This window comes from Mesorhizobium sp. AR10 (assembly GCF_024746795.1).
GTDB lineage: Bacteria > Pseudomonadota > Alphaproteobacteria > Rhizobiales > Rhizobiaceae > Mesorhizobium.
Genome location: NZ_CP080524.1, coordinates 2703038 through 2726783 on the forward strand (window position 1 = coordinate 2703038; position 23746 = coordinate 2726783).

Consider the following 23746-nt stretch of genomic DNA (forward strand, 5'->3'; position numbering starts at 1 on the left):
AAGCCTGCTCTCGCTCAGGGCCGTACGGGCCCCAGGAAATCCGCCTTTTCGCTTTGCCTTTCGGCGTGGCGATCGGTAGCCGCCTGAGATGGGTTCAACGTACGCCGGGGAAGCGGTTTGCGATATGGGCGTGGGCCTGTGGATAGCGGGGTTATCGGGGACTGTGTTCGGCAGCGAAGCGATTTTCCGTTCGCACCCGACTGCCAGGCGACCCTGCCATTTCTGGTGAGCCCCATTCGGCGCTTGCTCCGCAGAGCGACGCGGGCTTCAATGCCGGCAAAGGACTTTGGGGCCGCGGCGTTCCTCGTGTCCTTGGGGGAGGTTGCTTGAAGGTCGGGGTGGTGCTCAATCCTATTGCCGGTGGCGGCAGGCTCAAGCGGCATTGGCCGGAGGTCGCTGCTTCGCTGAAAAAGCACTTTGGCGATTTCGAGCTGCGCGAGACGCAGGCCGAGGGCGATGCCGAAAGGCTGGCGCTCGACCTCGCTGCCAGCGGCTTCGATCTGGTGATCGCCGCGGGCGGCGACGGCACGGCCAGCGAAGTGGCCGACGGGCTGCTGCAGGCGTCAATGGAGAGCGGCCGGACGACAGAGCTTGGCCTGCTGCCTTGCGGCACCGGCATCGACTTCGCCCGCGGGCTCGGCCTGCCGCGCGAGGTCGACGCGATGCTGAAGCGGATTGCCGGAGCCAAGGCCCGGAAGGTCGATGCCGGGCGCATCTGCTACATCGACGATCATGGCGCGCTGGCCAGCCGCCATTTCATCAACATCGCCAGCCTGGGCTTGTCCGGCGCCACCGACCGCGCGGTCAACGCCGACAAGCGCAAGGGCAAGGTATCGGCCAAGGCGCTGTTCTTCTGGCGCACCGTGGTGGAGTTCGTCCGCTATCGGTTCCAGGATGTCAGGATCACCGTCGATGACGGCGCCCCGGTCGAGGCGCGCATGGCACTGGTGGCGGTGGCCAATGGCAAATTCTTCGGTGGCGGCATGATGATCGCGCCTGACGCCGAACTGGACGACGGTCAATTCGACATCGTCATTCTGCGCGCGGCGGGCAAGCTGAAATTGATCTGGGACCTCAGGCTGCTCTATGGCGGGCGGCACCGCAACCATCCGGCGATCACCATCCTGCGCGGCAAGAAAGTGGTGGTCGAACCGCTGGGCGATGTGGAAAAGAACGGCGCGCTGGTCGACATAGACGGCGAGTCGCCGGGGCGCATACCCGCAACCTTCGAAATCCTGTCCGGCGCGCTGACGCTGAGATGTTGATTCAAGTCGTTGAGGAACTGATTCAGGTGGTTGCGGGCATGATTCCGATGAACCGCTCAATCTACTGAAATCGCTTGTAAAACTTAGCCACCTCAGATTTCCAGCTTTGCTGGGAAGCCTTCCGCGCGCAGGTCGGTGCCGACCGCATCCTCGAGCAGTTTGACGATCTGGGTCGACCAGGCGTCGCCGCCATAGGCGGCCTTGCCCTGTTCGAAGATGGCGTTAACGCGCGACGCCAGATCGAGCGGCACGCCGAACTTTTCCCCCATGCCGAGCGCGAAGCCGAGGTCTTTTAGGGCCAGGTCCATGGTGAAGCCGATGTCGTAGGAGCCGTTCAGAATGAGCTGGCTTTCGGTCTCATGGACAAAGCTGTTGCCGGATGAGGCAACGATGGCGTGGTAGGACTGGGCAAGATCCAGTCCGCCCTGTTTGGCCAGCATCAGCGCTTCGCCGGCGGCGACGAGGTGGATGAAGGCCAGCATGTTGGTGATGACCTTTATCACCGCCGCCGAGCCGATCGGACCCATCAGGAAAGACCTGGCGCACATCGCTTCGATTGCCGCGCGATGGCGGGCATAGAGCGCGGCATCGCCGCCGACCAGCGCGGTGATCTTGCTGACCGCCGCCAGATGCACGCCACCGGTGACCGGACATTCGAGTGTTTCGATGCCTCTTGCCGAGGCGAGGGCTGCCAGCCGCAGGATCTCGTCGCGGCCGTTGGTCGACATCTCGATCCAGGTGCCGCCTTTCGGCAAGCCTTCGAGCAATCCGTCGGGGCCGGCCAGAACGGCTTCGCTGATCTTTGGCGAGGGCAGGCAAGTGATTGCGTTGCCGGCGTGTGCAGCAGCCTCGGCGGGACTTTTGGCGGCGATTGCGCCGAGCGCCATCAGACGCTCGACGGCGGCCGGATCGCGGTCGAAGACGGTGACGGCAAAGCCGTTGCGGATCAGGCTGGCGGCGAGGTGGCCGCCGAGATGGCCAAGACCGATGAAGGCGTAGTTTTCCCGCGCGCTCACGGCATCAACGGTGTCTGCATCATCTGCAGGTGTAATTCCTTGCCGGTATAAGGGTGCGCCTCGCAGACAGCCTCGTTCAGTTCGACGCCGAGGCCGGGCTCTTTCGACGGAATGACGTTGCCGTCCTGCCACTCGATCTTCTTCTTCAAGAGCTTTTCGTGGAAGCCGTCCCACTGCTTCAAGGATTCGAGGATAAGGAAATTCGGCAGTGTCACCGCCAGTTGGATGTTGGCCGCGCCGACGATCGGCCCGCAATAGCAATGCGGTGCGACCTGGATGTGATAGGCCTCGGCCATGGCGGCGATCTTCTTGGTTTCGAGAATACCACCGGAGCGGCCGAGATCGGGCTGCAAAATGGTCGCGGCGCGGTTCTCGATGACGCGGGCGAATTCGAACTTGGTCGTCAGTCGTTCGCCGGTGGCGATCGGGATCGAGGTGGCGCGGGCTACCTGGGCCATCACTTCCGGCATATCCGGCGGCACCGGTTCCTCGAACCACAGGGGATCGTAGGGCTCGATGGCGCGCGCCATGCGCAGCGCGCCCGAGGCGGTGAACTGGCCGTGGGTGCCGAACAGGATATCGGCCCTGGTGCCGACCGCCTCGCGGATCGCCTTGACCATGCGCGTGGAGAGGTCGATGTCGACGAGGCGCGGCTGGTGGCCGTCGAAGGCGGTGTAGGGGCCGGCCGGGTCGAGCTTGACCGCGGTGAAGCCTTGCTCGACATATTCGAGCGCGCAGGCGGCCGCCAGGTCGGGGTCGTTGTAGACGTTCTTGCCGTGCGCATCCTCGGAGTGGACGCTGCCGGTGTGCGGGTAGAGGTAGGTGTAGGAGCGCAGCGTCTCGTGCACCTGGCCGCCGAGCAGTTTGTAGACCGGTTTGTTGGCCTCCTTGCCGATGATGTCCCAGCAGGCCATTTCGAGCGCGGAAAAACAGCCCATTCCGGAAACATCCGGGCGCTGGCTGAAGCCGGACGAATAGGCGCGGCGGAAGAAGTTCTCGATGTCGTGTGGATCGCGGCCGACGAGATAACGTTCGGCCATGTCCTCGACCATGCGAGCGGTGACATGGGCGGAGAAGGTGGCGTTGTAGGCTTCGCCATAGCCGACCACGCCGCCATCGGTGGTGAGCTTGACGAAGATGAAATACTTGCCGCCGATGCCGGGCGGCGGATTGCCGACAACCCAGGTTTTTACGTCGGTGATCTTCATTTTTGATCCTCCAGAACCAGGTCGGCACCCTTCCATCCGGTCATGATCGAGGCGGCGTTGGTGTTGCCGGTGATATTATCCGGAAAGATCGAGGCGTCGATGACGCGTAAGGACTCAACACCATGCACCTTCAAGCGCGGGTCGACGACGGCGTGCGCCGGGTCCGGCCCCATGCGGCAGGTCGAGACCGGATGGTAGACTGTGCCCGAGCGCTTCCTGAAATCCTGAATCAAATCGGCGTCGGAGGTGATCGAGGGGCCTGGCAAAACCTCTTCCTCGATGATCTCGGCCATCGCCGGCATCGAAGCGATCTTGCGGACGAACTTCACTGCCGCCAGCATCTCGGCGACATCAGCGTCGGTCGAATAGGCATTGGCCGTGATCCTCGGATAATCACGTGGATCCTTCGAGCGGATCATGATCTCGCCACGGCTCGATGGACGACAGTTCGACAGGCCGATCGAAAAGCCCGGCCACGGGTCGGGTGTCAGGATCGGGCGTTCGCCGCTCTTTGGGATGACGGTCGAAAACGCCTGGAAATAGAGTTGCATATTGGGCCGCGCGGCAGTCGGATCGGTGCGAAAGAAGCCGCCGGCATTGTTCATCGACAGCGACAGCGGGCCGGAACGCATGAGGATGTATTGCATGCCGACCAGAAGCTTGCCCCACCAGGGGCGCAGGACCTGGTTAAGCGTCGGCAGCCTCCCCTTGAAGGTGTAGTTGATGCCGACATGATCTTGCAGGTTTGACCCCGACATTCTCATTGGCGTGGGTGACGGCAATGCCGAGACTGCCAAGTAGCGCCGAGGGGCCGATGCCGGAAAGCTGGAGAAGCTGGGGCGAGTTGACCGAGCCGCCCGCCAGGATGACTTCGCGGCCTGCTCGGGCAGTCTTCTTCTCGCCATTTTGCAAATACTCGACGCCGACGGCGCGCTTGCCCTTGAACAGGATCCTGGTCGCCAGCGCATTCATCTCGACATGGACGTTATTGCGTTTCATGGCCGGGCGCAGGAAGGCGCGTGCCGCCGACATGCGACGGCCGTTCCTGGTGGTGATCTGGTAGATGCCGACGCCTTCCTGGGCCGCACCGTTGAAATCCGGGTTGAGCGGTAGGCCGGCCTGCTGGCCTGCGGCGAGATAGCGCTTGGTCAGCGGATGGACGGCGTCCGAACAGTCGGTGACATGCAGTGGACCGCCGACGCCGCGCCATCTATCCGCGCCAGCCTGATTGTCCTCGAGCGCCTTGAAGGCGGGCAAGAGATCGTCGAAGCCCCAGCCCGGATTGCCAGCGTCACGCCAGGCGTCGAAATCCTCGCGTGCGCCCCGGATCCAGACCATAGCGTTGATCGAGCTCGAACCGCCAAGCAGCTTGCCGCGCGGCCAATGGTCGACATTGCCGGCGAGGCCCGGGTCCGGTTCGGTCTTGTAGTTCCAGTTGACCGCCGGATCGAAGAAGGTCTTGCCGTAGCCGAGCGGCATCTGCACGTAGAAACGGCGGTCGGTGCCGCCGGCTTCCAGCACTAGGACCGAGAAACGACCAGAGGCCGACAGTTTTTCCGCCAGAACCGAGCCAGCCGAGCCGGAGCCGACGACGATGAAATCATAAGTTTGCATGATGGACGCGGGCGGCTCCGGAATTCGGCCTCCACCCTAGGCTTGGGCGCAGCCCCGCGTCGCCGCGCCATCCGGCATGGCTTGTGAAAAAAGCGACTGATACGACGGCGTCCTTTTCGCCTTTGTTGGGATTTCCGACATGGCGATCGCGTTGACGCGTCGGTGCCATGACGATACGGGATCAGGACAATCGATCTCGAGGGGATGGCGCATGGTGCAGTATGCAGAGGGACGGCCAATCGGCGATCTGACGCTGCGGACGTTGGCCATGCCTTCGGACGCCAACGCGGCCGGTGATATTTTCGGCGGCTGGGTGATGGCGCAGATGGATCTGGCCTGCGGCATCCGTGCCGCCGAGCGCGCCAAGGGCCGCGTGGTGACAGCAGCGGTGAAGGAAATGTCGTTCGCCAAGCCGATGAAGATCGGTGACACGCTGTGCATCTATACGCATGTCGAACGCGTCGGACGCACGTCGATGACGCTCAAGGTCGAGGCCTGGGCACAACGCTACCTCTCCGATCTGATGGAGAAGGTCACCCACGCCGATTTTATCATGGTGGCGCTGGACAGTGACGGCAAGCCGAAAGCGGTTCCGGCCGAGAGCTGATCGGCTGGATGTCGTCAGCTTAAAACCAAACAGCACCGTCGCTGTCAGCCTCCCGCGGGGGATGCGAACAGCGATGCCGTGTGATGCCTTTCATATTCGCAAATTTCCGTGACCGTGTCCGTGCGGACTCGGGGGAAGACAATGCGTCAACGATTGCTGAACGGCGCATTGGCAGGCGCGCTTGCAGCCTTGTTCTGCCTGTTGGCGGCAACCGCCTATACCGAGGTCAAACAAGACGAGGCCGAGACCAGTTGCGCCTCCGAGAGCCACACCCTCAAGCGGCAAGCGACCAAGTGCGAAATCTGCGTCGCGACGACGTGCGACACCAGTGCGAGGACTGTGGGCAATGGCGGTAGCGGGGCGACCTGCACCACCGGCGGCAAGGTGGTCGATCGGAATCCGAAATCGAAGCGGACTGAAAGCCGTCTGCGGGTCTGAATTCAGCTGCAGCCGTAGAATACGTCTACGCAACGTGCCGTGCGCAAACCCTTGAGTTGCAAGGGTTTCAGGCGTGCATTCCGTCGAATTTCACCCGCGCCGCCTTGACGCGTTCGGTGTTCTTGCGCGCCCAATCGCCGAGCGCACCCACCGGCACCAGAAGCTCGTGGCCGAGCTCGGTCAACTCATAATCGACGCGCGGCGGGATGGTCGGAAACACGGTTCGGGTGACGAAGCCATCGCGCTCCAACCCGCGCAAAGTGGTGGTCAGCATCTTCTGCGAAATGCCGCCGACTGCGCTGCGCAATTCGTTGAACCGCAACGGTCCTTCACCCAGCTTGCCGACGACTAGGACGGTCCATTTGTCGCCGACGCGCTGCAGGATTTCCGAGATGGCGCGACAGTCTTCGGTGCGGTGTGGGTGCCTCAGTAACAAAAAAGTGCCTCCTTGCGCCTCACGTTGGCAGTATCTCATATAGCTCAGGTATCTAAACGATACCAGTATTTCCCGCTAGGAGAGCCCCTTATGTCCAAACCCAAAATTGCCATCGTCGTCGGTTCGACCCGCGCCGCACGTTTCGCCGATGTGCACAACCCAGTGGATCGCCAAGATCGCCAAATCGCACGCCGATATCGACGTGGAAGTGGTCGATCTGCGCGACTTCCCGTTGCCGTTCTTCGACGAGGTTGCATCCTCCGCCTGGGCGCCGTCGCAGAATGAAGTGGCAAAGCGCTGGCAGAAGAAGGTCGCCGAGTTCGACGGTTTCATCTTCACCGCCGCCGAATACAACCATGGCCCGACGGCCGTGCTGAAGAACGCGATCGACTACGCGGCCAACGAATGGAACAAGAAGCCGGCAGGCTTCGTCGGCTATGGCAGCGTCGGTGGCGCGCGTGCCGTCGAGCAGCTCAGACTGCATGCCGTCGAGTTGCAGATGGCGCCGGTCAAGTCGGCGGTCCACATTGCCTGGGGCGATTTCCTTGCGGTCAGGCAGGGCGAAAAGAAGCTCGATGAACTCGAACACCTGAACCAGGCGGCGACCGCTCTGGTCAACGACATTGCGTGGTGGGCCAGAGTGCTCAAGGCAGCGCGTCAGGCCGACGCCGTCGCCGAGGAAGTCAAGGCGGCCTGAGCCGTCGGATCGAATTATCCTCCCAAGGATATGGGGCGGCGCTTGCGCCGCCCTTTTCAGTTGGGTGAGGCGTGCGTGTGCCTAGCCTGCCGTGGCCTGATGATGCAGTCGGCAAGGCGGTCCATCTCGTTCAACTCATCCGCGTGGTGCTGGCCCCACTGACAAAGCGCCAGCAGGATCGGCTCGAGGCTGAGGCCGAGGAGCGTCGCCGAATATTCGACGCGCGAGGGGACTTCGGCAAAGATTTCGCGGCTAACGAGGCCATGTTCTTCCATCTCACGCAGCTGCTGGATCAGCACTTTCTGGGTGATGTCGGGTACAACCGCTTTCAGCGCCGACAGCCGCCGCGGGCCATCGAACAGGTGGTAGAGGATGACCGCTTTCCAACGACCCGAGATCACTTTCAGGGCACGTTCTGCCGGCAGCATCGGCAGTCTCTTGGTCAGCTTGGCCATGGTCACCTCCTGGTCAGCAGGGGACAAATGAGTGTGTAGTCGAGGCAACGCAAATAGTGGCAAGCAGCAGCCGATGCCATAGCGAGGTTGCCATGCGAGCCATTCAATTGAACCGTTTCGGCGGTCCTGACGTTCTGGACGTTGTCGAGATGCCGAAGCCGGAGCCGCAGGCCGGCGAGGTTCTGATCCGCGTCCACGCGGCTGGCGTGAATTTCTTCGAAGTGCTGATGCGCGGCGACCGCTATGCGGTCACGCCGCAACTGCCCATGATCCTCGGCGTCGAAGCTACTGGGATCGTGGAGGCGTTTGGACCAGGCGTCGACGCACAGCTGCTGGGGCAGCGCGTCGCTGCGCCGTTGTTTGCCTCAGGGCGGCCCTATGGCGGATATGCCGACTATGTGACGATCGACGCCAGCCTTGCCGTGCCACTGCCGGACGCGCTTTCCTTTGAAGATGCGACAGCCTTGATGGTGCAAGGGCTGACGGCGTTTCACCTGCTGCGGCAGAGCCCGCCCATCGGCAAGTCGATGCTGGTCAGTGCTGCTGCCGGCGGTGTCGGGTCCTTGCTTGTCCAACTTGCCAGGCGCCAGGGTGCCAGCATCGTGATCGCGGCCGCCGGCAGCGCCGCCAAGCTCGATCTGACCCTGTCGCTCGGCGTTGATGCCGCGGTCGACTACAGCCAGCCGGACTGGCCCGAGCGTGTGCGGGCAGCGGTCGGCGGCGAGGGCGTCGACATCGTCTACGACACTGTCGGCGGCGCGATGACGACGGCGGCGCTCAACGCTCTGGCGCCTGGCGGAGAGCTGGTCTTTGCCGCACTTGGCCGATACGGGCTCGACGCGGCGAACGTCGAAGCGATGATTGGCCGGAACCAGTCGCTGACAGGGTTCGCGCTGCTGCCATTGCTGTCTCCGGATGTGCTGAGAGCCAGCCTTGAGGAGCTTTTCCAACTGGCCGCCGGCGGCGAGGTCGTTGTGACCAAAGGCAGCCGCTTTCCGCTCGATCAGGCCAGTGAGGCGCACCGTTTGGTGGACGAGCGCCGTTCGACCGGCAAGGTCGTGCTGATACCTTGATTGTCGTGGTCGATTAGATTGCCCATAGGCTGATAGTCGAACGTGTCCGCTTTTCGCCAGAAGCAGCCATACGCTCAGTGGATTGAACGACCGGGAGCAGTAGGTCCGCTTGCGCTGCAGTGAAGAACGATAGCGGACGTTCGACCTCCAAGGGTCGATGTCGTGATATGACCCCGAAATGAGCATCGGATGCAGTGGCAGCCTACGTGGCTGGTCTGGTTGAAATTCGCCGGATTGGACCGGAATGCGCATGTCGTATATGCTCAGGCGCGCCATAAACCCGTGGAGGGTCGGCGCCCGTCTCGCAGGCAGATGTTTTCCCCGCATTGAGCGCGGCCCCTAGGGCCGCCACGAGCTACCGGAATACACCATGCTCGATCAGGACGTTTCTCATGACGTGATTGCGTCTTTCGGCCCTTTTCGCCTGAGCGTTTCTGAGAGATTGCTCGCAAGAGGCGGGGAGCCGCTCGGGATTGGCGGGCGGGCGTTGGATATCCTCATCGTGCTGGTGGAGCACGCCGGGGAAGTCCTGAGTAGCAAAGAGCTGCTCAGGCGTGTTTGGCCCGACGTGATCGTTGAGGAGGGAAGTCTCCGGGTACACCTCTTCAATCTTCGCAAGGCTTTGGGTGACGGGAAAGATGGCAACCGATATATCGCCAATGTGGCCGGACGTGGTTACAGTTTCGTAGCGCCGGTGCGGATCTCCGCTCGCATGATCCCCACTCCGCCCAGCGGCGGAGCCGGTCGGCCCAAAAGGCTGCCGCCGCGGCTTGAAAGGATGATCGGGCGCGAAGAAACAGTTGCGGCCTTATGCTCTCTGCTTACCGAGCGGCGGTTCGTCAATGTGGTCGGGCCGGGAGGTATGGGCAAGACGACCGTCGCGGTTGCGATAGCTCACTCCTTGCGTAACGAGTTTTCCGATCAGATCTATTTTCTCGACCTCGGCGCGCTGGGAGATGCATCTCTCGTCGCCGGCGCTGTGACTTCAACGTTGGGTTTGAGCGGTCAGGCAACGCAGGATCCGGTGTCTGCTCTGGTTGCCTTTCTGGTCGACAAGCCGATTCTTCTCGTCCTCGATAGCTGCGAGCATGTGATCGATGCCGTCGCCGCGCTAGCAGAGCGCCTCTTTGCCGAGATCCCTCTTGTGCACCTGCTAACAACCAGCCGCGAGGCTTTGCGTGTCGAGGGTGAAAATGTGTATCTGCTGACGCCCCTTGAAGGGCCGTCCGAAGAAAGTGGGTTGACCGCTGCTCAGGCACTTGCCGCGCCCGCTGTGCAGCTGTTCATGGAACGCGCCGTCGCGGGCGGCCTTGGTGCCGAACTCAGCGATACCGACGCGCCGATCCTGGCGGCAATATGCCGCCGGCTTGACGGGATAGCACTGGCAATCGAACTCGCTGCCGGCCGCGTGGGTACCTACGGAATTCGCGGAACCGTCGAACTGCTTGATGATCGCTTCAAGCTTCTATGGCACGGCCGGCGAAGCGCTATTCCGCGTCATCAAACGCTTCAGGCAATGTTCGACTGGAGCTACAACCTGCTCTCCCCGTACGAACAGACGATCTTGCGCCGGTTGTCTGTATTCGTCGGCCCTTTCGCGCTCAACGATGCCATAGCAATCGCGTCGGACGATGAGGCCGATGCGCCAGCGGTGGCAGACGCCGTTGAGAGCCTGGTCAACAAGTCGCTTATCAGGATGTCCGAGTTGGCGGGATCAACCTACCACCGGCTCCTCGATACCAGTCGAGTGTATGCGGCAGCCAAGCTTGCCGAAACCGGCGATGGCGCGGTGCTGTCGAGGCGACATGCGCATCACTATGCCGATCGCTTCAAGCCCGACTCGACAAGAGCAACCGCGTTCGGAATCCGCGACGTGTCCGCTTATGAGCCGCACATGGGCAATATCCGAGCGGCACTTGAGTGGAGTTTTTCCGAGGTCGGCGAGGCCCAGAATGGTGTCCAACTCGCCGCTGGAGCCGCACCTTTGTTCCTGGGCTTTTCGCTTCTGGGGGAGTGCGAGCAGTGGTGCGAGCGGAGTTTGTCCGCGTTAGCAGAAGCGGATCGTGGTACGGAGCGCGAACTGGCGCTTCAAGCAGCACTGGCGATCTCATCAATGTTCACACGTGGCAACAGCGACGGTGTGCGACGGGCGATCGAGCGGGGCATTGGATTGGCGGAGACGCTGCGGGACGGCCAGTACAAGTTGCATCTGCTGGCCGGGTTGAACATCTTTCTCACGCGCGTCGGAGACTTTCGCGGCGCCCTCGCCTGCGCCGAGCGGAGCGTGCTCGTTGCGGCAGAGCTGGGGGAGAAGTCAGGGATCATTGTGGTCGAGTGGATGCTCGGCGTATCGCATCACCTTGTAGGAAACCAGGCGGCGTCGCAGCGACACAGTGAGCGTGGACTGGAGTTGGAAGCGGAAGCGGGCAGCGTTCAGGTTGACTTCTTCGGCTATGACCACAGGGTACGAGCGCTAATAGCACTAGCGCGGGCCTTGTGGTTGCGAGGGATGCCGGAAAGAGCACTCAGAATAGCGGATCAAGCCGTCGAAGAGGCAACCAAACGCGAGCATCCGGTCGCAGTCTGCATGTCGCTCGTTTACACTGTGCCGGTCTACCTCTGGAGCGGCGACTTTGAACGCGCGGCTCAATGGATCGAACGTGTTCTAGCTTATGCAACGAAGTATTCCCTGGCCCCTTATCATGCCATGGGACTTGCTTTGAAGGGCGAATTGATGATCTTGCAAGGCGAGCCGGCCGAGGGCGCGCAATTGCTCCGTAGCGCTGTCGCGACGCTTAGCGCTGAACGGTTCAATATCCTTGCAACGGCATTCTTCCGAGCGCTTGCCGAAGGCATGATGCGAAGCGGCCAGCTTGATGAGGCTACAACAACAATCGACCGGGCTATTGCCTTGGCGGACCAAGCCGGCGAGACGTACGATCGTCCGGATTTGCTGCGTGTGTGGGCCGAAATTCGCCTGGCATATTCTCCGCCCGATGTAAGTGCGGCTGAGGACTCGCTGCTTCAAGCGATCTACTGGGCCGGCAAGCAATCGGCGACGGCGTGGGAGTTGAAGGCAGCCGTACCGCTGGCCAGGATGTGGCAGCAGCAAGGTCAGGCAGACCGTGCCAGGGATTTGCTCGGCAGGCTCCTTCAGCGGTTCGGCGAAGGCGTGCAAACCGTGGATGTTAGAACAGCGAGCGATCTGCTAGCCGAATTGAACGGCACATCCGCAAATGCATCGCGCTGACGCGCCCGCTAACGACTCTTAACAACGCATAACGCGCAATTCCCTCCCGTTCGAGCGAACATTCTTCCGCGGCCATTCGATCTGCGTGACCGCATCCGAACAAATAGAAAAATAGAGGAGGATCTCATGTCATCAGCATCAATGTCGCCCACGCGGCGCGAACTTCTTGCCACCGCAGTTGCAGCGGGGGCCATCAGCGCGCTTCCCTCTGCGCTACACGCGGCAACCGGGGCCGACTCAATTCGCCCCTTCACGTTCAGTGCCTCAGAGGACGATCTGGCCGACCTGCGCCGACGCCTGGCGCAGACCCGATTACCCGACAAGGAAACCGTCACCGATTATTCGCAGGGCGTACCGCTCAAGACGGTTCAGCAGCTTCTGCGTTACTGGCAGACCAAATACGACTGGCGGAAGGCGGAAGCGAGGATGAATGCCTATCCGCACTTCATCACCGAGATTGACGGACTGGACATTCATTTCATTCACGTCCGTTCGGTGCATGAAAACGCAATGCCGCTCATCGTCACGCACGGATGGCCGGGTTCAATCATCGAGCAGCTGAAGATCATCGAGCCGCTGACCAATCCCACCGCGCATGGCGGCAGCGCAGCGGATGCCTTCGATATCGTGATCCCGTCGATGCCGGGGTATGGATTTTCCGGCAAACCGCAGACGACCGGCTGGGGTCCCGAACGGATCGCGCGGGCATGGACCACGCTGATGCGGCGCATTGGCTACAAGCACTTTGTGGCGCAGGGTGGCGACTGGGGTGCTACCGTCACGGAGCAGATTGGCGTTCAGGCGCCGCCGGAACTGCTTGGCATTCACACCAACATGCCCGGCGCAATTCCTGCAGAGATCGACCAGGCATCTTTCGCCGGTGCGCCGGCACCGTCGGGTCTGTCGGATGAGGAGAGAAGCACGTACGAACAGCTCGTTTTCTTCTACAAGCATGTTTACTACGCCCTCTGGATGGCAACGCGCCCACAAACACTGACCGGGTTTGCGGACTCGCCCATCGGCCTCGCCACCTTCCTGCTCGACCACGACATGGCCAGTCTGCAGATGATCGCGCGTTCGTTCGATGGGCAGACTGAAGGCCTCACGCCGGACGATGTCCTCGACAATGTCACCCTGTTCTGGCTCACCAACACAGGGGTTTCGTCAGGTCGCCTCTATTGGGAGAACAAGCTCGCGTTTTTCAGTCCCAAGGGCATCTCCGTTCCGGTTGCCGTAAGCGTCTTCCCCGACGAACTCTACCAGACGCCGCGGAGTTGGGCGGAACGGGCGTATCCCAGGCTCATCCACTACAACAAGCTCGACAAGGGCGGTCATTTTGCTGCCTGGGAACAGCCGAAGCTCTTTACCGAAGAGCTTCGCGCCGCGTTCCGGTCGCTTCGGCAATCGATATGAGATGAACGGGGCGCCTGCCGCTCCGCTCTTCTTCCAAGACGGACCGGGCACACGCCCCGGTCCGCCACATGTGAACTCACAAGCCACCAAAATCGGAGGAAATTGACATGAACAGAATTCCACAACGCAACGAAACTGCAATCGCGACACCCGCAGCGCGGGGCGTAGACATAAGGCTCGAAGTCGCGGTCATTCCCGTTTCGGACGTCGACCGTGCCAAGCACTTCTATAGCGGCTTGGGTTGGCGACTGGACGCCGACCTCACAGGTGACGGATTTCGTGTCATCCAGTTCACGCCTCCGGGCTCCCCGTGTTCGGTAGTCTTCGGCTCAAGGACCACGACGGAGCCCTATGCCCGGCTCGAAGTCGATGTGCTCAAAAGCTGTGGCGAGCTCGTCGTGTCGGACATCGAGGTAGCGCGCGCCGAGCTCGCCGGTCTCGGGGTCGACGTTAGCGAAGTGTTCCACTATGCCGGTAGTGAAGGCCGTGTCAGCGGTCCGCACCCCGAACGGAGCAGCTACTTGTCGTGGGCATCCTTCAGCGATCCGGCCGGAAATATCTGGATGTTGCAGGAGGTCACTGCGCGAGCGCCCGGCCGCGTCGAGACCGGCGAAACCACATTTGGCTCGTCGGCCGAGCTCGCGGCTGCGCTCCGGCGTGCGTCCGTGGCCCATGGCGAACACGAGAAGCGGACAGGCGGCCAGCATGATGAGAATTGGCCGGACTGGTACGCGCAGCACATGGCGGCGGAACACGCAGGCAAGGAGCTGCCTCAATAGAGCGGGCTATCGGTCGGTTTGAACCAAAGGAGCGGCGTGGCTCTCACCGTCGCCAACGGCCACGAGGCGCAAAGCCGCTGTTGGGTCAGCTCCTCAGGAAGGTGGCCTATCGGTCGGGAACCGACACTCGAACGAACAGTCAACCCATCGCGTTGATTGTCACCGCACCACTTCGCGGTGGCCGCCGGGCAGGCGCGTGGCGATGAGCTTGTCGATGCGGCGGCCGTCGAGGTCGACCACCTCGAAGCGCCAGCCTTGCGCGTCGACGCATTCGCCGGTCGCCGGCAAATGGTGCATGTGCGAGAGCACGTAACCGGCAACGGTTTCGTAGTCGCGGTTTTCCGGCAGGTCGATGCCGAGAACGTCCGCCATTTCGTCGGCCTGCATGTAGCCGGCAAGCAGCCATGAACCGTCCTCGCGCTTGACGGCGTTTTCCTCGTCACCGGCGTCGATATCCGCGCGAAAGACGCCGGTGATGGCCTCCAGAATGTCAGCCGGGGTGACGATGCCTTCGAAGTGGCCGTACTCGTCATGGACCAGCGCCATGGGAACATCGGATTCCTTGAGCTTCGACAGGACGTCCAGCGCGTCGGCCTGGTCATGGACGATGGGAGCGGCGCGCACATGCCGGCGCGGGTCGAGCGCGCGGCCGCCAAGCATCGCGGCCAGCACGTCGCGGGTCTGGACAACGCCGATCATGGCGTCGACACCGCCATCGCCGGCCGGCAGGCGCGAATGCTGGGTGTCCATCAGAAGCCTGCGGATCGACGCTTCGTCGGACTGCAGGTTGATCCAGTCGACCTCGGTGCGCGGCGTCATCACCGCGCGCACGGCGCGGTCGCCGAGCCGCATGACACCGGCAATCATGCGCCGCTCGTCGGATTCGATGGTGCCGTGGTGCTCGGCCTCGGCGACCAGCATCTTGATCTCCTCATCGGTGACCTTCTCCCCGCTTTCGCCGCGCTGGCCAAGCAGCCACAGGATGGCGCGGCCGGAAAAGTCGAGCAGGAAGACCAGCGGCGCCGAGACCGTGGCAAGTATGGTCATCGCCGGAGCGACCCTGGCGGCGACCCGTTCGGGATCGCGCAGCGCGATCTGTTTGGGCACCAGTTCGCCGACGATGAGCGAGAAATAGGTGATGAGGGCAACGACAATGCCGACGCCGAGCGGATCGGCGATGCTTTCGCGAATGCCGGTCGATTCCAGGAACACCGACAGCCGCTCGCCGAGCGTGGCGCCGGAAAAGGCGCCCGACAGAACGCCGACCAGGGTTATGCCGATCTGTACCGACGACAGGAATTTTCCCGGATTGGAGCCAAGCGCCAAAGCGCGGCCGGCGCCCTTGATGTCGCGGTCGATCATTGCTTTCAAGCGGGCGGGTCGCGACGAGACAATGGCGAGTTCGGACATCGACAGAAGGCCGTTCACACAGATGAGGACGACCACGATGGCGATTTCAACGTAAAGCATGAGGGGTCAATAGCATTGCCGCGCGGTCTTCGAAAAGCCTGCGATCAATCTTCGCCGACGATCGTGGCTAAGGCAGCTGCCGCAACACACCGACCACGGCCTTGCCGTCTGTGAAATAGGGGTCGCCGCCGCCATTGCGCCCGGTCTTCGTCGCGCCGATGCCAGGAATGTCGCTGGTCGAGATCAGCATGCCGGCATCGGTGAGGTCGCGGATCAGAAAATCGCGTTCGGCGTCGATGTCGGGGCCGATATGATGGGTGATCGCGCCGGTGTCGTGGCTGAGGCCGACGCCGCGATCGAAACTGGCCGAGCCAAGCCAGAGCGGGCGGCCATCATCGCCGGCAGCCTCGGTCTGCCAGAAGCGTACGTGGTGACGCTGGTCGGCGCTGTCGCCGACCGGCTTTTCAAAGGCCAGGTCCTGCGCCCGGCCTTCGAACAGCAGCCGGCTGACCGGCGCGTCAGGGTAGGGGCGATCGAACAGGACGCTTTCGCCGATCTCGATCGCGGTTTTTAGCGTCACCGCGTCGGCGGTATCCCATCCGGCCACAGCGAAGGCGTGGACCAGTTCCTTTTTGGTGCCGACAAGGCCGATGTTGATCGGGTCACCGGGAATGCCTTGTGGCGTATGGGTCACCATCTCGAAGCGTTGCGTGCGGAAGCCGCGATCGCGAAACGTCCAGAATTCCGGCGCGGCCAGATAGGCCATCGCCAGATAGCCGGCGCAGAACGCCACCAGCCATGTCGTTGCGCGTCGTCGCAGGCTTCGTCGGCTCACCAGAGATCACCCAAGCTTGTGGCCAACAGCTTAGTCGGCGTTGCCGGCTTTGGGCAGAGGTATCGGGATCAGCGGCAGGCGCGATAACCGCTCTTGCGGTTCTTGATGTCGAAATGGAAGTGGTTGCGGTGGTCGTAGTTATAACCGGGGCCGAGCACGGTGGTGAAATACTGGCAACCGTCGGCGCGCACAGTGTTGAGGAAGCCGCGCGTGCGGAAGGCAAACAGGCCGGGCTTGCGCACGTCGATGTCGTCGCCATTGTTGAGCTCGATGCTCATGACGTCGAGCGCATTGCCCTTGCCGTGCTCGGACAGCACACCTTCGCCGGCAATCCTGCGGCAGGAATAGCTCGAGCCCTGGTGGATGGTCTTGACCCCGGAAAAATAGCGCCAGCGGGCGGAGGGAACGAGTTCGTTCTTCGTCCAGCCGGCGAAGGTGGCGGCCATGTCGCATGTCAGTGTCGCGGCAGGCTTCATCTGGATGCTGCCGATGGCTGAGATCTTGACCGGATAGTCGATGCCACACTGGCCTTCATGGATCGGCGCAAGGTCGGTGTAGACGACGCCGAGGCGCTTCAACTCCTGGCGGCAGTCGATCTCGCTGGCCGGCATCTGTTCGGTCGGCGCCATCGGGTCGTCCATGCGCGGATAGGCGGCGGTCATGTACGGGTTGGAGGGCACCAAAGTCTGCATACCGCTGTATTGCGGAACGGCAGCGGTCTGGGCGCCGACATCGACAGCGGGTTCCAGCGACAGCACGCTGCCGGTGGTGCAGGCCGACATCGCCGCGATGGCGAGCCCGCCAGCGACGATGTGCGCGCGTCTCGATTGCCGCGCGGCGACGAGCGCAGCGCGAAGTATCCCGGCCATCGGCAGAGTCCCTGTCCCCGAGCTGATCCCGTTAGGGATCATGGTCCTGATGGCACAGAGCTTAGCCCTCAAGAGTAAAGGAAAAATCAGCGGCGGCGTTCACGCCTGAGGCCAAATTGCGACGACAACTTCAGTGCCGATCGTCTCACTGGCAGAAAGTGCCGCCGTTGCGGCGCGGTTCGAGGTCGAGGTGGAAATGCAGCGCATGATCGGCATCGCTGCCGGGGCCTAGCACGGTCTTGAACGGTCCGCATGCCGCCTTGCGCACGGTGTTCAGAAATTTCGCATCCTTTTCCGGCGGCGTCGGGCTGATCTCGACCTTTCTACCGTCCGAAAGCGTGAAGCTGGCGATGTCGAGCGCGTTGCCGAAGGCGTGTTCCGACAGTTTCCTGGTGCCGTTGCGAGGCCGGCAGACAAAGGCAGATGCCTGGCTGATGGACTTCAGGTCCGCACCAAACTCGGCCTTGGCTGCCGGCTGGATGACATCGGTCGTGAAACGTGCGGCCGCTTCGGCCATCTGGCAGTTCAGCTCCGTGCCGGGACCGATAGCGACCGACTTGCCAAGATTTTTCAGCATGATCGGGTAGGGGATCGAGCAACCGATCTCCGCATTGTGCTCGGCCTTGCGCTCCTCGAAGTCGACGCCCATCGACTTCAGCCGCCTGCGGCAGGCAAGTTCCTCCTCCGGCATTTCTTTCGCGGGGACAGAGGCTGAGCGGGGGTCGGGAAGCATTTTGTTGTCTTTCGCCTCAGCCGGCTTCTCCGGCGGCTGCGGGGCGATAACGGGCGGCTCCGGCTCGGGTTTCGCTTCCGTTGGCTTTTCGCCAGGCTTTGGAGCCATTGCCGGAGATTCCGGGCGGACTTGCTTGTGCTGATTGGATTTCTGCTGGTTCAGCTTGTCGGGTTCAGATTGGTCGGGCTTTGGCGCATCGGCCGGGCGTGCTTCGGGAACCGGCACGTCGGCAGGTGCTGCTTTTTGCTCTGATTGCGATTGGTTGAGCTCCGGGACAGGCACGGTTTCAGGCAGTTTCGGGGCTTTTGCCCAAGCCGAAGCCGCCAGCAGCGACCCCGCCGCCAACACCAAACCCAGCCCACACATTCGGGGAAACATAACCGCCGCCATGACCCTCAACGAAAAGAACCTGTGGAAGTTGCCTGAGACGAAGGTTCAAGCCGATCACGATCGGTGACCGCAGCGTTACGCGCCGATCGCTTCCAGCCCTTCCTCCAGCCAGTCGGCCAAGAGCGGCATGCCGAGCAGATACTTCGCCGTGCGTTTGTTGGTACGTTCGCGCGCGGCTGTGACCGCATCCTTCCATTCCGAGGCGTCGTAGTCGCCGCGACCGACCCAGGCCAGCGCGATCAATTCGGCCGCCTCATCGACATTGAGGTCGTTGATAAGTTCGCGCAGTTCTTCCTCGGTGAGGTTTTCCGAACTTTCCTCGGCGAGACCGTCATGGTGGTGATTGTCGTGCGCCTCACCGTCGAGCTCGATCTCGTGCTCCGCGCCATCGGCATAATCTTCGTTGACGGCGGCGCTCAGCGCCTTCGCCTTGAGAATGAACAGGCGCACAGTGTCGGGGCCGATGGAAAGCTCCCATTCCCTTTCAAGGCGCCGCTGCACTGGCCTTCTCCGCCTGCTCCGTTTCCCGGATGATAGCGGATTTAAAGCGCTCGTCACGTCACGTTCGCTTTGCCGTCCTCACCTTGGCGGAATCCCGGCAGATTGGCGGAATCCCGGCGGAGCGGAGCCTGCCGGATGTCGGCCTCCACCGGTCATAGGGAGCCGGCGGCGGGCGCGCCGGGGTCGTTGGTTTTAGCGTTCGCTACTTTTCCGGGATGAAACGAGCCTCGCCTTGCGTTAGTGTTGCATTGTCAAACTCAAGGAGGCTTCGATGCGCAGACGATTGCTGATTCAGGTCCTGGCGGTTGCCGCCCTGCCGCTGTTTGCGGTTCCGGTGTTTTCGGCCGGTGAAGGCGGTGGCGGTGGCGGTGGCGGGACGCAGTGCAAGAAGGGCGAGGTCTGGGACAAGAAGCTGAAGAAGTGTGTTGCGCCCAAGTACGGCATGCTGGACGACGACAACATCTATGAAGCGGGCCACGACCTCGCCATGGCCGGGCGCTATGACGAGGCGATCGCCGTGCTCAGCCTTGCCGCCAACAAGCAGGACCCACGCATCCTCAACTATCTCGGTTATTCGCACCGCCATTCCGGCCGTGTCACCGTCGGCCTCGGCTACTACGAGGAAGCGCTGCGCATCGATCCTAATTACACGCTGGTGCGCGAGTATCTCGGCGAAGCGCATCTGCAGATCGGCGACCTCGCCGGCGCGCAGGAGCAGCTCAAGGAGATTGAGAAGCGCACCGGCAAGGGTTCGCGCGAATACGGCATGCTGTCGCAACAGATCGACCATTTCATGCGAAGCTGATTCGACCCCAAAGCTTCTCCAGCCGGCTGCGAGCGATCGCAGCCGGTTTTTTGTTGCCGCTCACCCTACGGGTCGTATCTGCCGCAACGGCATTTGCGAAGGCAGCGGGGTGATTTTTTCAAAACCGATTTTTTGGCGTGAAAAACCCGCAAAGATTGCTATATTCAGGGAAATTTCATTGAAATGGTTCCGCTAGCCCGAGGCTGCCGGACCGTTTTCTTTTTGTACCCATCGACAAGGCTATCCCCGAAACGCGGGGGTGGCGGCAGGAAAGGTCAGGCATCATGAACAAGGTCCCGATGACAGGCGGGGGTTTTGCGTCGTTGAAGGAAGAACTGCGCTGGCGTCAGCAGCAAGAGCGGCCGCGCATCATCGAGGCGATATCCGAAGCGCGCTCGCATGGCGACCTTTCCGAAAACGCCGAGTACCACGCGGCGAAAGAGGCGCAGAGCCTCAACGAGGGCCGCGTCAACGAGCTTGAGGATTTCATCGCGCGGGCCGAGGTGATCGATGTCGCCAAGCTCAGCGGCGACAAGGTGAAGTTCGGCGCTACGGTGGTGCTGGTCGACGAGGACACGGAAGAGAAGAAGACCTACCAGATCGTTGGCGATCAGGAAGCGGACGTGAAATCGGGTCGCATTTCGATTTCCTCGCCGATCGCGCGGGCGCTGATCGGCAAGGAAGTCGGCGACGCCATCGAGGTCAACGCGCCAGGCGGCGCGCGGGGGTATGAGATCGTCCAGGTGCAGTTTATTTAGCGAATCCGAAGGGGGCTGCTTCTCGCTGATCCGGGCTTTCGAACTAAGGCTTGCGCCGCCCCTCATCGCCCTCCGGGCACTTCTCCCCGTATAGTGACGGGGAGAAGGACGGTACGCCGAAGATTTCGCCAATCACAAGCGCTGCAGAAAGAATGCCGAGGCTGCGGCCAGCGGGCTTCTCCCCGTTTACGGGAGAAGGTGCCGGCAGGCGGATGAGGGGCGCGCTGATCTTTCCAATTGGATTGATTGAATAAAATCAATCCTTGCCGACCTGACCAAGCGCCTGTCGTTCCAGCAGTCTCCCGGCCTCTGCCATCACCTCAGCCGGCGCGATGCGGCCGCCGGGCACGGCCAGCAGCGTCGATGCGAACGGTCCGCGCGGGCCGGTGAGGCCCGGCTCGGTCGCTAGGAACACCGCGACGGTGGGCAGGCCAAAGGCGCTTGCCAGATGGGTCAGGCCGGTGTCGGCGCCAATGACCAGTGTCGAGCCGCCGATGATCGCGGCGATCTCGGCCAGTGGCAATTTCGGCACCAGCACGGTCTGTGGAACTGCCTTTACTATGGCTTCGGCGACCGCTTTTTCCCTGTCGTTGGACCAAGTGGTGACCGGCGCTATCCCTTTGTCCACCAGAAGGCGAGCGGTTTCGATCCAGTCTTCGACCGGCCATTTCTTGTCCTCGCGGCTGGTGCCGTGCAGCAGGAGGGCGGTTTTTCCGCCGATGCCGGTCAGACTGCCGGCCGGCGGCTCAATCCCGGACTCCAGCACCGAAAAATCGGGTGTGTATCCGAGCGCCAGCCCGAACAGCCGTCTCGTTCGCTCGATGGCGTGAAGGTCGCGCGGTATGGCGTAGCGGCGGTCGTAGAACAAGGTCGCCGAGGGTTCGCGGGCGCTCGACCGGTCAAAGCCGGCGATCGGGGCAGCGGCCTGCTTTGCCACCAGTGCCGACTTCAGCAAGCCTTGCGCATCGATGACGAAATCGTAGCGGCATGCCCGCAGGGCACGGCGCAAGCCCATTGCCTCGTGCCATGTACCGGGGTCGAGCAGTCGCTTGCGCCAACGTCGGATCGCAACGGTATGGATGGTTCCGATTGCCGGGTGCAAGGCGACGATGCTGGCAAAGGCCTCTTCCACACACCAGTCGAACGAAATATCCGGGCGGTTGCGGCGCGCGTCCTCGAGCGCCGGAAATGTGTGGATGACGTCGCCCATCGAGGATGTCTTGACGATGAGCACCTTCATGCAGCGGCCGGAATTTCCAGCAACCGGTCCGCCGCTGCCGCGACCTGTGCGACTTCGAGCGTCTTCAGGCAGTTGAGATGGCCGAGCGGACAGATCTTCTTATGGCAGGGCGAGCAGGACAGGCCGAGCCAGACCAGTTCGCGGTGTTCGGCAAGCGGCGGCGTATTTTGCGGCGAGGTCGAGCCGTAGACGGCAACGACGGGCGTGCCGACCGCGGCGGCGACATGCATCAGGCCACTGTCGTTCGACACCGCCAGCCTCGCCGCTGATATCAGGTCGATGGCGTCCTCGAGCCGCGTCTTGCCGGCCAGATCGACCACTCCCGGCGCAAGCCTGGCGATTTCCGCCGTCACATCGGCGTCGTTCTTCGAGCCGAACAGCGCCACCTTGAATCCCTTCGCCATGAAGTCGCTGGCAAGGCCGGCATAGCTTTCGCTCGGCCAGCGTTTGGCCGGACCGAACTCGGCGCCGGGCATCAATGCGACAAATTTTTGAGGTCCCAGCCCAAACCGGCCGAGAAGTGCCGCCTGATTGCCGGCATCGACGGTGAGCCTCGGGGCTCGGAATGTGCCTCCCCGGGCAAGGCCGAAATAGGCTTGCGCGGTGCGCCGTTTGACAGCATCGGGCAGGGGGACGATGTCGGTCAGCAGGCCATAGCGCATTTCGCGCAAATTGCCGACGCGGCGCGGAATGCGGGCAAAGAACGGGATCAGCGCCGATTTCCAGCTTCCCGGCAGGACATAGGCCATGTCGTAGCGGCCGCGCAGCAGGCGGCCGAAGCGCCTGCGGATGCGGAACTCGAGCGCGCCGGGCTTCAGCGGAAAGTCGATCTGCTGGCGGATCTCGGGCATGCGCTTGACCAGCGGTGCGGCCCAAGCCGGCGCCAGCACATCGATCGCGGCGTTCGGATACAGCTCTTTCAGCGCCGAGAACAGGCACTGGGCCATGACCATGTCGCCCACCCAGCGTGGGCCGATCACGAGGATCGTTGGGCTTTCAGCCATTCGACATAGTCTCTGACGCCGGTTTCGACGGTCCGGAATTGGCCATTGTAGCCGGCCGTGCGCAAGCGGGACATATCAGCTTGCGTAAAGCTCTGGTAGCTGCCCTTGAGGTGGTCGGGGAATTCGATGAATTCGATCTCGCCTTTGCCAAGCGTGTCGATCACCGTTTCGGCAATCGCGCGGAACGGCTGGGCGCGGCCGGTGCCGCAATTGAAGATGCCGCTCGAGCCCCGCTTCCACAGCCACAGATTGACATCGGCGACATCGCCGACATGGATGAAGTCGCGGCTCTGTTCGCCGGGTCCGAACCCGTCATAGGCGCCGAACAGCTTCGGATTTTGTCCCTGCTCGACCTGGTTGAACAGATGGAAGGCGACTGAGGCCATCGCGCCCTTGTGCGCCTCGCGTGGCCCGTAGACGTTGAAGTAGCGCAGGCCCGCCACCTGCGAATGTTCGGTATCGAAGACGGTGCGGCGGACATAGTCGTCGAACAGTTTCTTGGAATAGGCATAGACGTTGAGCGGCCGCTCGCATTCCGGCTCCTCGCGAAACTCGGCGCCGCCACCATAGACCGAAGCCGAGGAGGCGTAGAGGAAGGGCACGCGCAGTGCGAGGCAAGCATGCAGCAGCCGCTTCGAATAGGCGTAGTTCACGTCCATCATGAACTTGCCGTTCCACTCTGTGGTGGTCGAACAGGCGCCCTGGTGGAACACCGCCTCGATGCGGCCAAGCGCGCCACTTTCGAGGCGCGCCAGGAAATCGTCCTTGTCGAGATAATCCGATATATGGAGGTCGGCGAGATTGGCAATCTTGTGGCCGTCTGTGAGGTCGTCGACGACGAGGATGTCGCTATGGCCTTCGGCGTTAAGCGCGGCGACGATGTTGGAGCCGATCATGCCGGCGCCGCCCGTGACGATGATCATGAAAGCCTCTGGTTTGCCTTGCCGATT

The 23746-nt window shown here is 62.4% G+C and carries 21 protein-coding genes and 2 pseudogenes; 10 read left to right on the forward strand and 13 right to left on the reverse strand.

Annotated features, from left to right (window positions below):
* Window positions 1-326: 326 nt before the first annotated feature.
* A complete protein-coding gene (locus tag LHFGNBLO_RS16690; protein ID WP_258609107.1) occupies window positions 327-1265 on the forward strand; it encodes a diacylglycerol/lipid kinase family protein in 939 nt (312 codons plus the stop codon).
* A gap of 92 nt (window positions 1266-1357) precedes the next feature.
* Here the strand turns inward: LHFGNBLO_RS16690 and LHFGNBLO_RS16695 are convergent, their stop codons facing one another.
* The 3 genes and pseudogenes from LHFGNBLO_RS16695 to LHFGNBLO_RS16705 form a co-directional block, all read right to left on the reverse strand.
* Window positions 1358-2281, reverse strand: a complete 924-nt coding sequence (locus LHFGNBLO_RS16695; protein WP_258609109.1) for an NAD(P)-dependent oxidoreductase — start codon at window positions 2279-2281, stop codon at window positions 1358-1360.
* Entirely contained in the window at window positions 2278-3489 is a 1212-nt protein-coding gene (locus LHFGNBLO_RS16700) for a mandelate racemase/muconate lactonizing enzyme family protein (protein WP_258609110.1), read from the reverse strand. The genes LHFGNBLO_RS16695 and LHFGNBLO_RS16700 overlap by 4 nt, the downstream gene beginning before the upstream one ends.
* A pseudogene (locus tag LHFGNBLO_RS16705) lies at window positions 3486-5103 on the reverse strand (GMC family oxidoreductase). Before LHFGNBLO_RS16705 ends, LHFGNBLO_RS16700 begins: the two are co-directional and overlap by 4 nt.
* 211 nt (window positions 5104-5314) lie before the next feature.
* Here LHFGNBLO_RS16705 and LHFGNBLO_RS16710 point away from each other — a divergent pair.
* The gene (locus LHFGNBLO_RS16710) at window positions 5315-5710 is read left to right on the forward strand and encodes an acyl-CoA thioesterase (RefSeq protein ID WP_258609111.1); all 396 of its coding nucleotides are present in this window, start codon (window positions 5315-5317) and stop codon (window positions 5708-5710) included.
* Window positions 5711-5851: 141 nt separating this feature from the next.
* Window positions 5852-6148 carry a hypothetical protein gene (locus LHFGNBLO_RS16715; RefSeq protein WP_258609112.1) on the forward strand — a complete coding sequence of 99 codons (297 nt, stop codon included), beginning with the start codon at window positions 5852-5854 and terminating at the stop codon, window positions 6146-6148.
* A 67-nt stretch (window positions 6149-6215) separates the two neighbouring features.
* Here LHFGNBLO_RS16715 and LHFGNBLO_RS16720 read toward each other — a convergent pair whose 3' ends face one another.
* A complete protein-coding gene (locus tag LHFGNBLO_RS16720; RefSeq protein ID WP_258609113.1) occupies window positions 6216-6584 on the reverse strand; it encodes a winged helix-turn-helix transcriptional regulator in 369 nt (122 codons plus the stop codon).
* 90 nt (window positions 6585-6674) lie between these two features.
* On the opposite strand from LHFGNBLO_RS16720, the pseudogene LHFGNBLO_RS16725 reads away from it, so the two are divergent.
* A pseudogene (locus tag LHFGNBLO_RS16725) lies at window positions 6675-7281 on the forward strand (NADPH-dependent FMN reductase).
* Window positions 7282-7337: 56 nt separating this feature from the next.
* Here the strand turns inward: LHFGNBLO_RS16725 and LHFGNBLO_RS16730 are convergent.
* Window positions 7338-7736, reverse strand: coding sequence for a winged helix-turn-helix transcriptional regulator (locus LHFGNBLO_RS16730; protein WP_258609114.1), 399 nt, complete (start codon window positions 7734-7736; stop codon window positions 7338-7340).
* Between the two features lie 92 nt (window positions 7737-7828).
* Between LHFGNBLO_RS16730 and LHFGNBLO_RS16735 the strand changes: the two genes are divergently transcribed.
* The 4 genes from LHFGNBLO_RS16735 (at window position 7829) to LHFGNBLO_RS16750 (ending at window position 14251) form a co-directional block, all read left to right on the forward strand.
* The gene (locus LHFGNBLO_RS16735; protein WP_258609115.1) at window positions 7829-8809 is read left to right on the forward strand and encodes a quinone oxidoreductase family protein; all 981 of its coding nucleotides are present in this window, start codon (window positions 7829-7831) and stop codon (window positions 8807-8809) included.
* A 370-nt stretch (window positions 8810-9179) separates the two neighbouring features.
* Complete coding sequence (locus LHFGNBLO_RS16740) at window positions 9180-12059, forward strand: ATP-binding protein (RefSeq protein WP_258609117.1); 2880 nt, start codon at window positions 9180-9182, stop codon at window positions 12057-12059.
* Between the two features lie 126 nt (window positions 12060-12185).
* Window positions 12186-13472 (forward strand): epoxide hydrolase family protein, encoded by a 1287-nt coding sequence (locus LHFGNBLO_RS16745; protein WP_258609120.1) that lies wholly within the window; start codon window positions 12186-12188, stop codon window positions 13470-13472.
* Between the two features lie 107 nt (window positions 13473-13579).
* On the forward strand, window positions 13580-14251 hold the full coding sequence (locus tag LHFGNBLO_RS16750) for a VOC family protein (protein ID WP_258609121.1): 672 nt from the start codon (window positions 13580-13582) through the stop codon (window positions 14249-14251).
* A 159-nt stretch (window positions 14252-14410) separates the two neighbouring features.
* On the opposite strand, the gene LHFGNBLO_RS16755 is transcribed toward LHFGNBLO_RS16750, so the two are convergent.
* From LHFGNBLO_RS16755 to LHFGNBLO_RS16775, 5 genes are all read right to left on the reverse strand, one after another.
* Window positions 14411-15721, reverse strand: a complete 1311-nt coding sequence (locus LHFGNBLO_RS16755) for a hemolysin family protein (protein WP_258609123.1) — start codon at window positions 15719-15721, stop codon at window positions 14411-14413.
* A gap of 67 nt (window positions 15722-15788) precedes the next feature.
* Window positions 15789-16496, reverse strand: coding sequence for an LssY C-terminal domain-containing protein (locus LHFGNBLO_RS16760; protein ID WP_258609125.1), 708 nt, complete (start codon window positions 16494-16496; stop codon window positions 15789-15791).
* Between the two features lie 68 nt (window positions 16497-16564).
* Window positions 16565-17365, reverse strand: a complete 801-nt coding sequence (locus LHFGNBLO_RS16765; protein ID WP_258609126.1) for an extensin family protein — start codon at window positions 17363-17365, stop codon at window positions 16565-16567.
* 145 nt (window positions 17366-17510) lie between these two features.
* Window positions 17511-18488, reverse strand: a complete 978-nt coding sequence (locus tag LHFGNBLO_RS16770; RefSeq protein ID WP_258609127.1) for an extensin family protein — start codon at window positions 18486-18488, stop codon at window positions 17511-17513.
* A 75-nt stretch (window positions 18489-18563) separates the two neighbouring features.
* Window positions 18564-18989 carry a DUF3775 domain-containing protein gene (locus LHFGNBLO_RS16775; protein ID WP_258609128.1) on the reverse strand — a complete coding sequence of 142 codons (426 nt, stop codon included), beginning with the start codon at window positions 18987-18989 and terminating at the stop codon, window positions 18564-18566.
* Window positions 18990-19260: 271 nt separating this feature from the next.
* Here LHFGNBLO_RS16775 and LHFGNBLO_RS16780 point away from each other — a divergent pair, with 271 nt between their 5' ends.
* Both LHFGNBLO_RS16780 and greA read left to right on the forward strand, forming a co-directional pair.
* Window positions 19261-19794 carry a tetratricopeptide repeat protein gene (locus LHFGNBLO_RS16780; RefSeq protein WP_258609129.1) on the forward strand — a complete coding sequence of 178 codons (534 nt, stop codon included), beginning with the start codon at window positions 19261-19263 and terminating at the stop codon, window positions 19792-19794.
* Between the two features lie 284 nt (window positions 19795-20078).
* Window positions 20079-20552, forward strand: a complete 474-nt coding sequence (gene greA / locus LHFGNBLO_RS16785) for a transcription elongation factor GreA (protein WP_258609130.1) — start codon at window positions 20079-20081, stop codon at window positions 20550-20552.
* Between the two features lie 256 nt (window positions 20553-20808).
* On the opposite strand, the gene waaC is transcribed toward greA, so the two are convergent.
* Genes waaC through rfaD form a run of 3 tightly spaced genes read right to left on the reverse strand, consistent with a single transcriptional unit; the run spans window position 20809 to window position 23719 of the window.
* Window positions 20809-21792, reverse strand: a complete 984-nt coding sequence (gene waaC / locus LHFGNBLO_RS16790) for a lipopolysaccharide heptosyltransferase I (RefSeq protein WP_258609137.1) — start codon at window positions 21790-21792, stop codon at window positions 20809-20811.
* Window positions 21789-22796 carry a lipopolysaccharide heptosyltransferase II gene (waaF, locus tag LHFGNBLO_RS16795; RefSeq protein ID WP_258609139.1) on the reverse strand — a complete coding sequence of 336 codons (1008 nt, stop codon included), beginning with the start codon at window positions 22794-22796 and terminating at the stop codon, window positions 21789-21791. The genes waaC and waaF overlap by 4 nt, the downstream gene beginning before the upstream one ends.
* Complete coding sequence (rfaD, locus tag LHFGNBLO_RS16800) at window positions 22769-23719, reverse strand: ADP-glyceromanno-heptose 6-epimerase (protein ID WP_258609141.1); 951 nt, start codon at window positions 23717-23719, stop codon at window positions 22769-22771. The genes waaF and rfaD overlap by 28 nt, the downstream gene beginning before the upstream one ends.
* Between the last annotated feature and the right edge of the window lie 27 nt (window positions 23720-23746).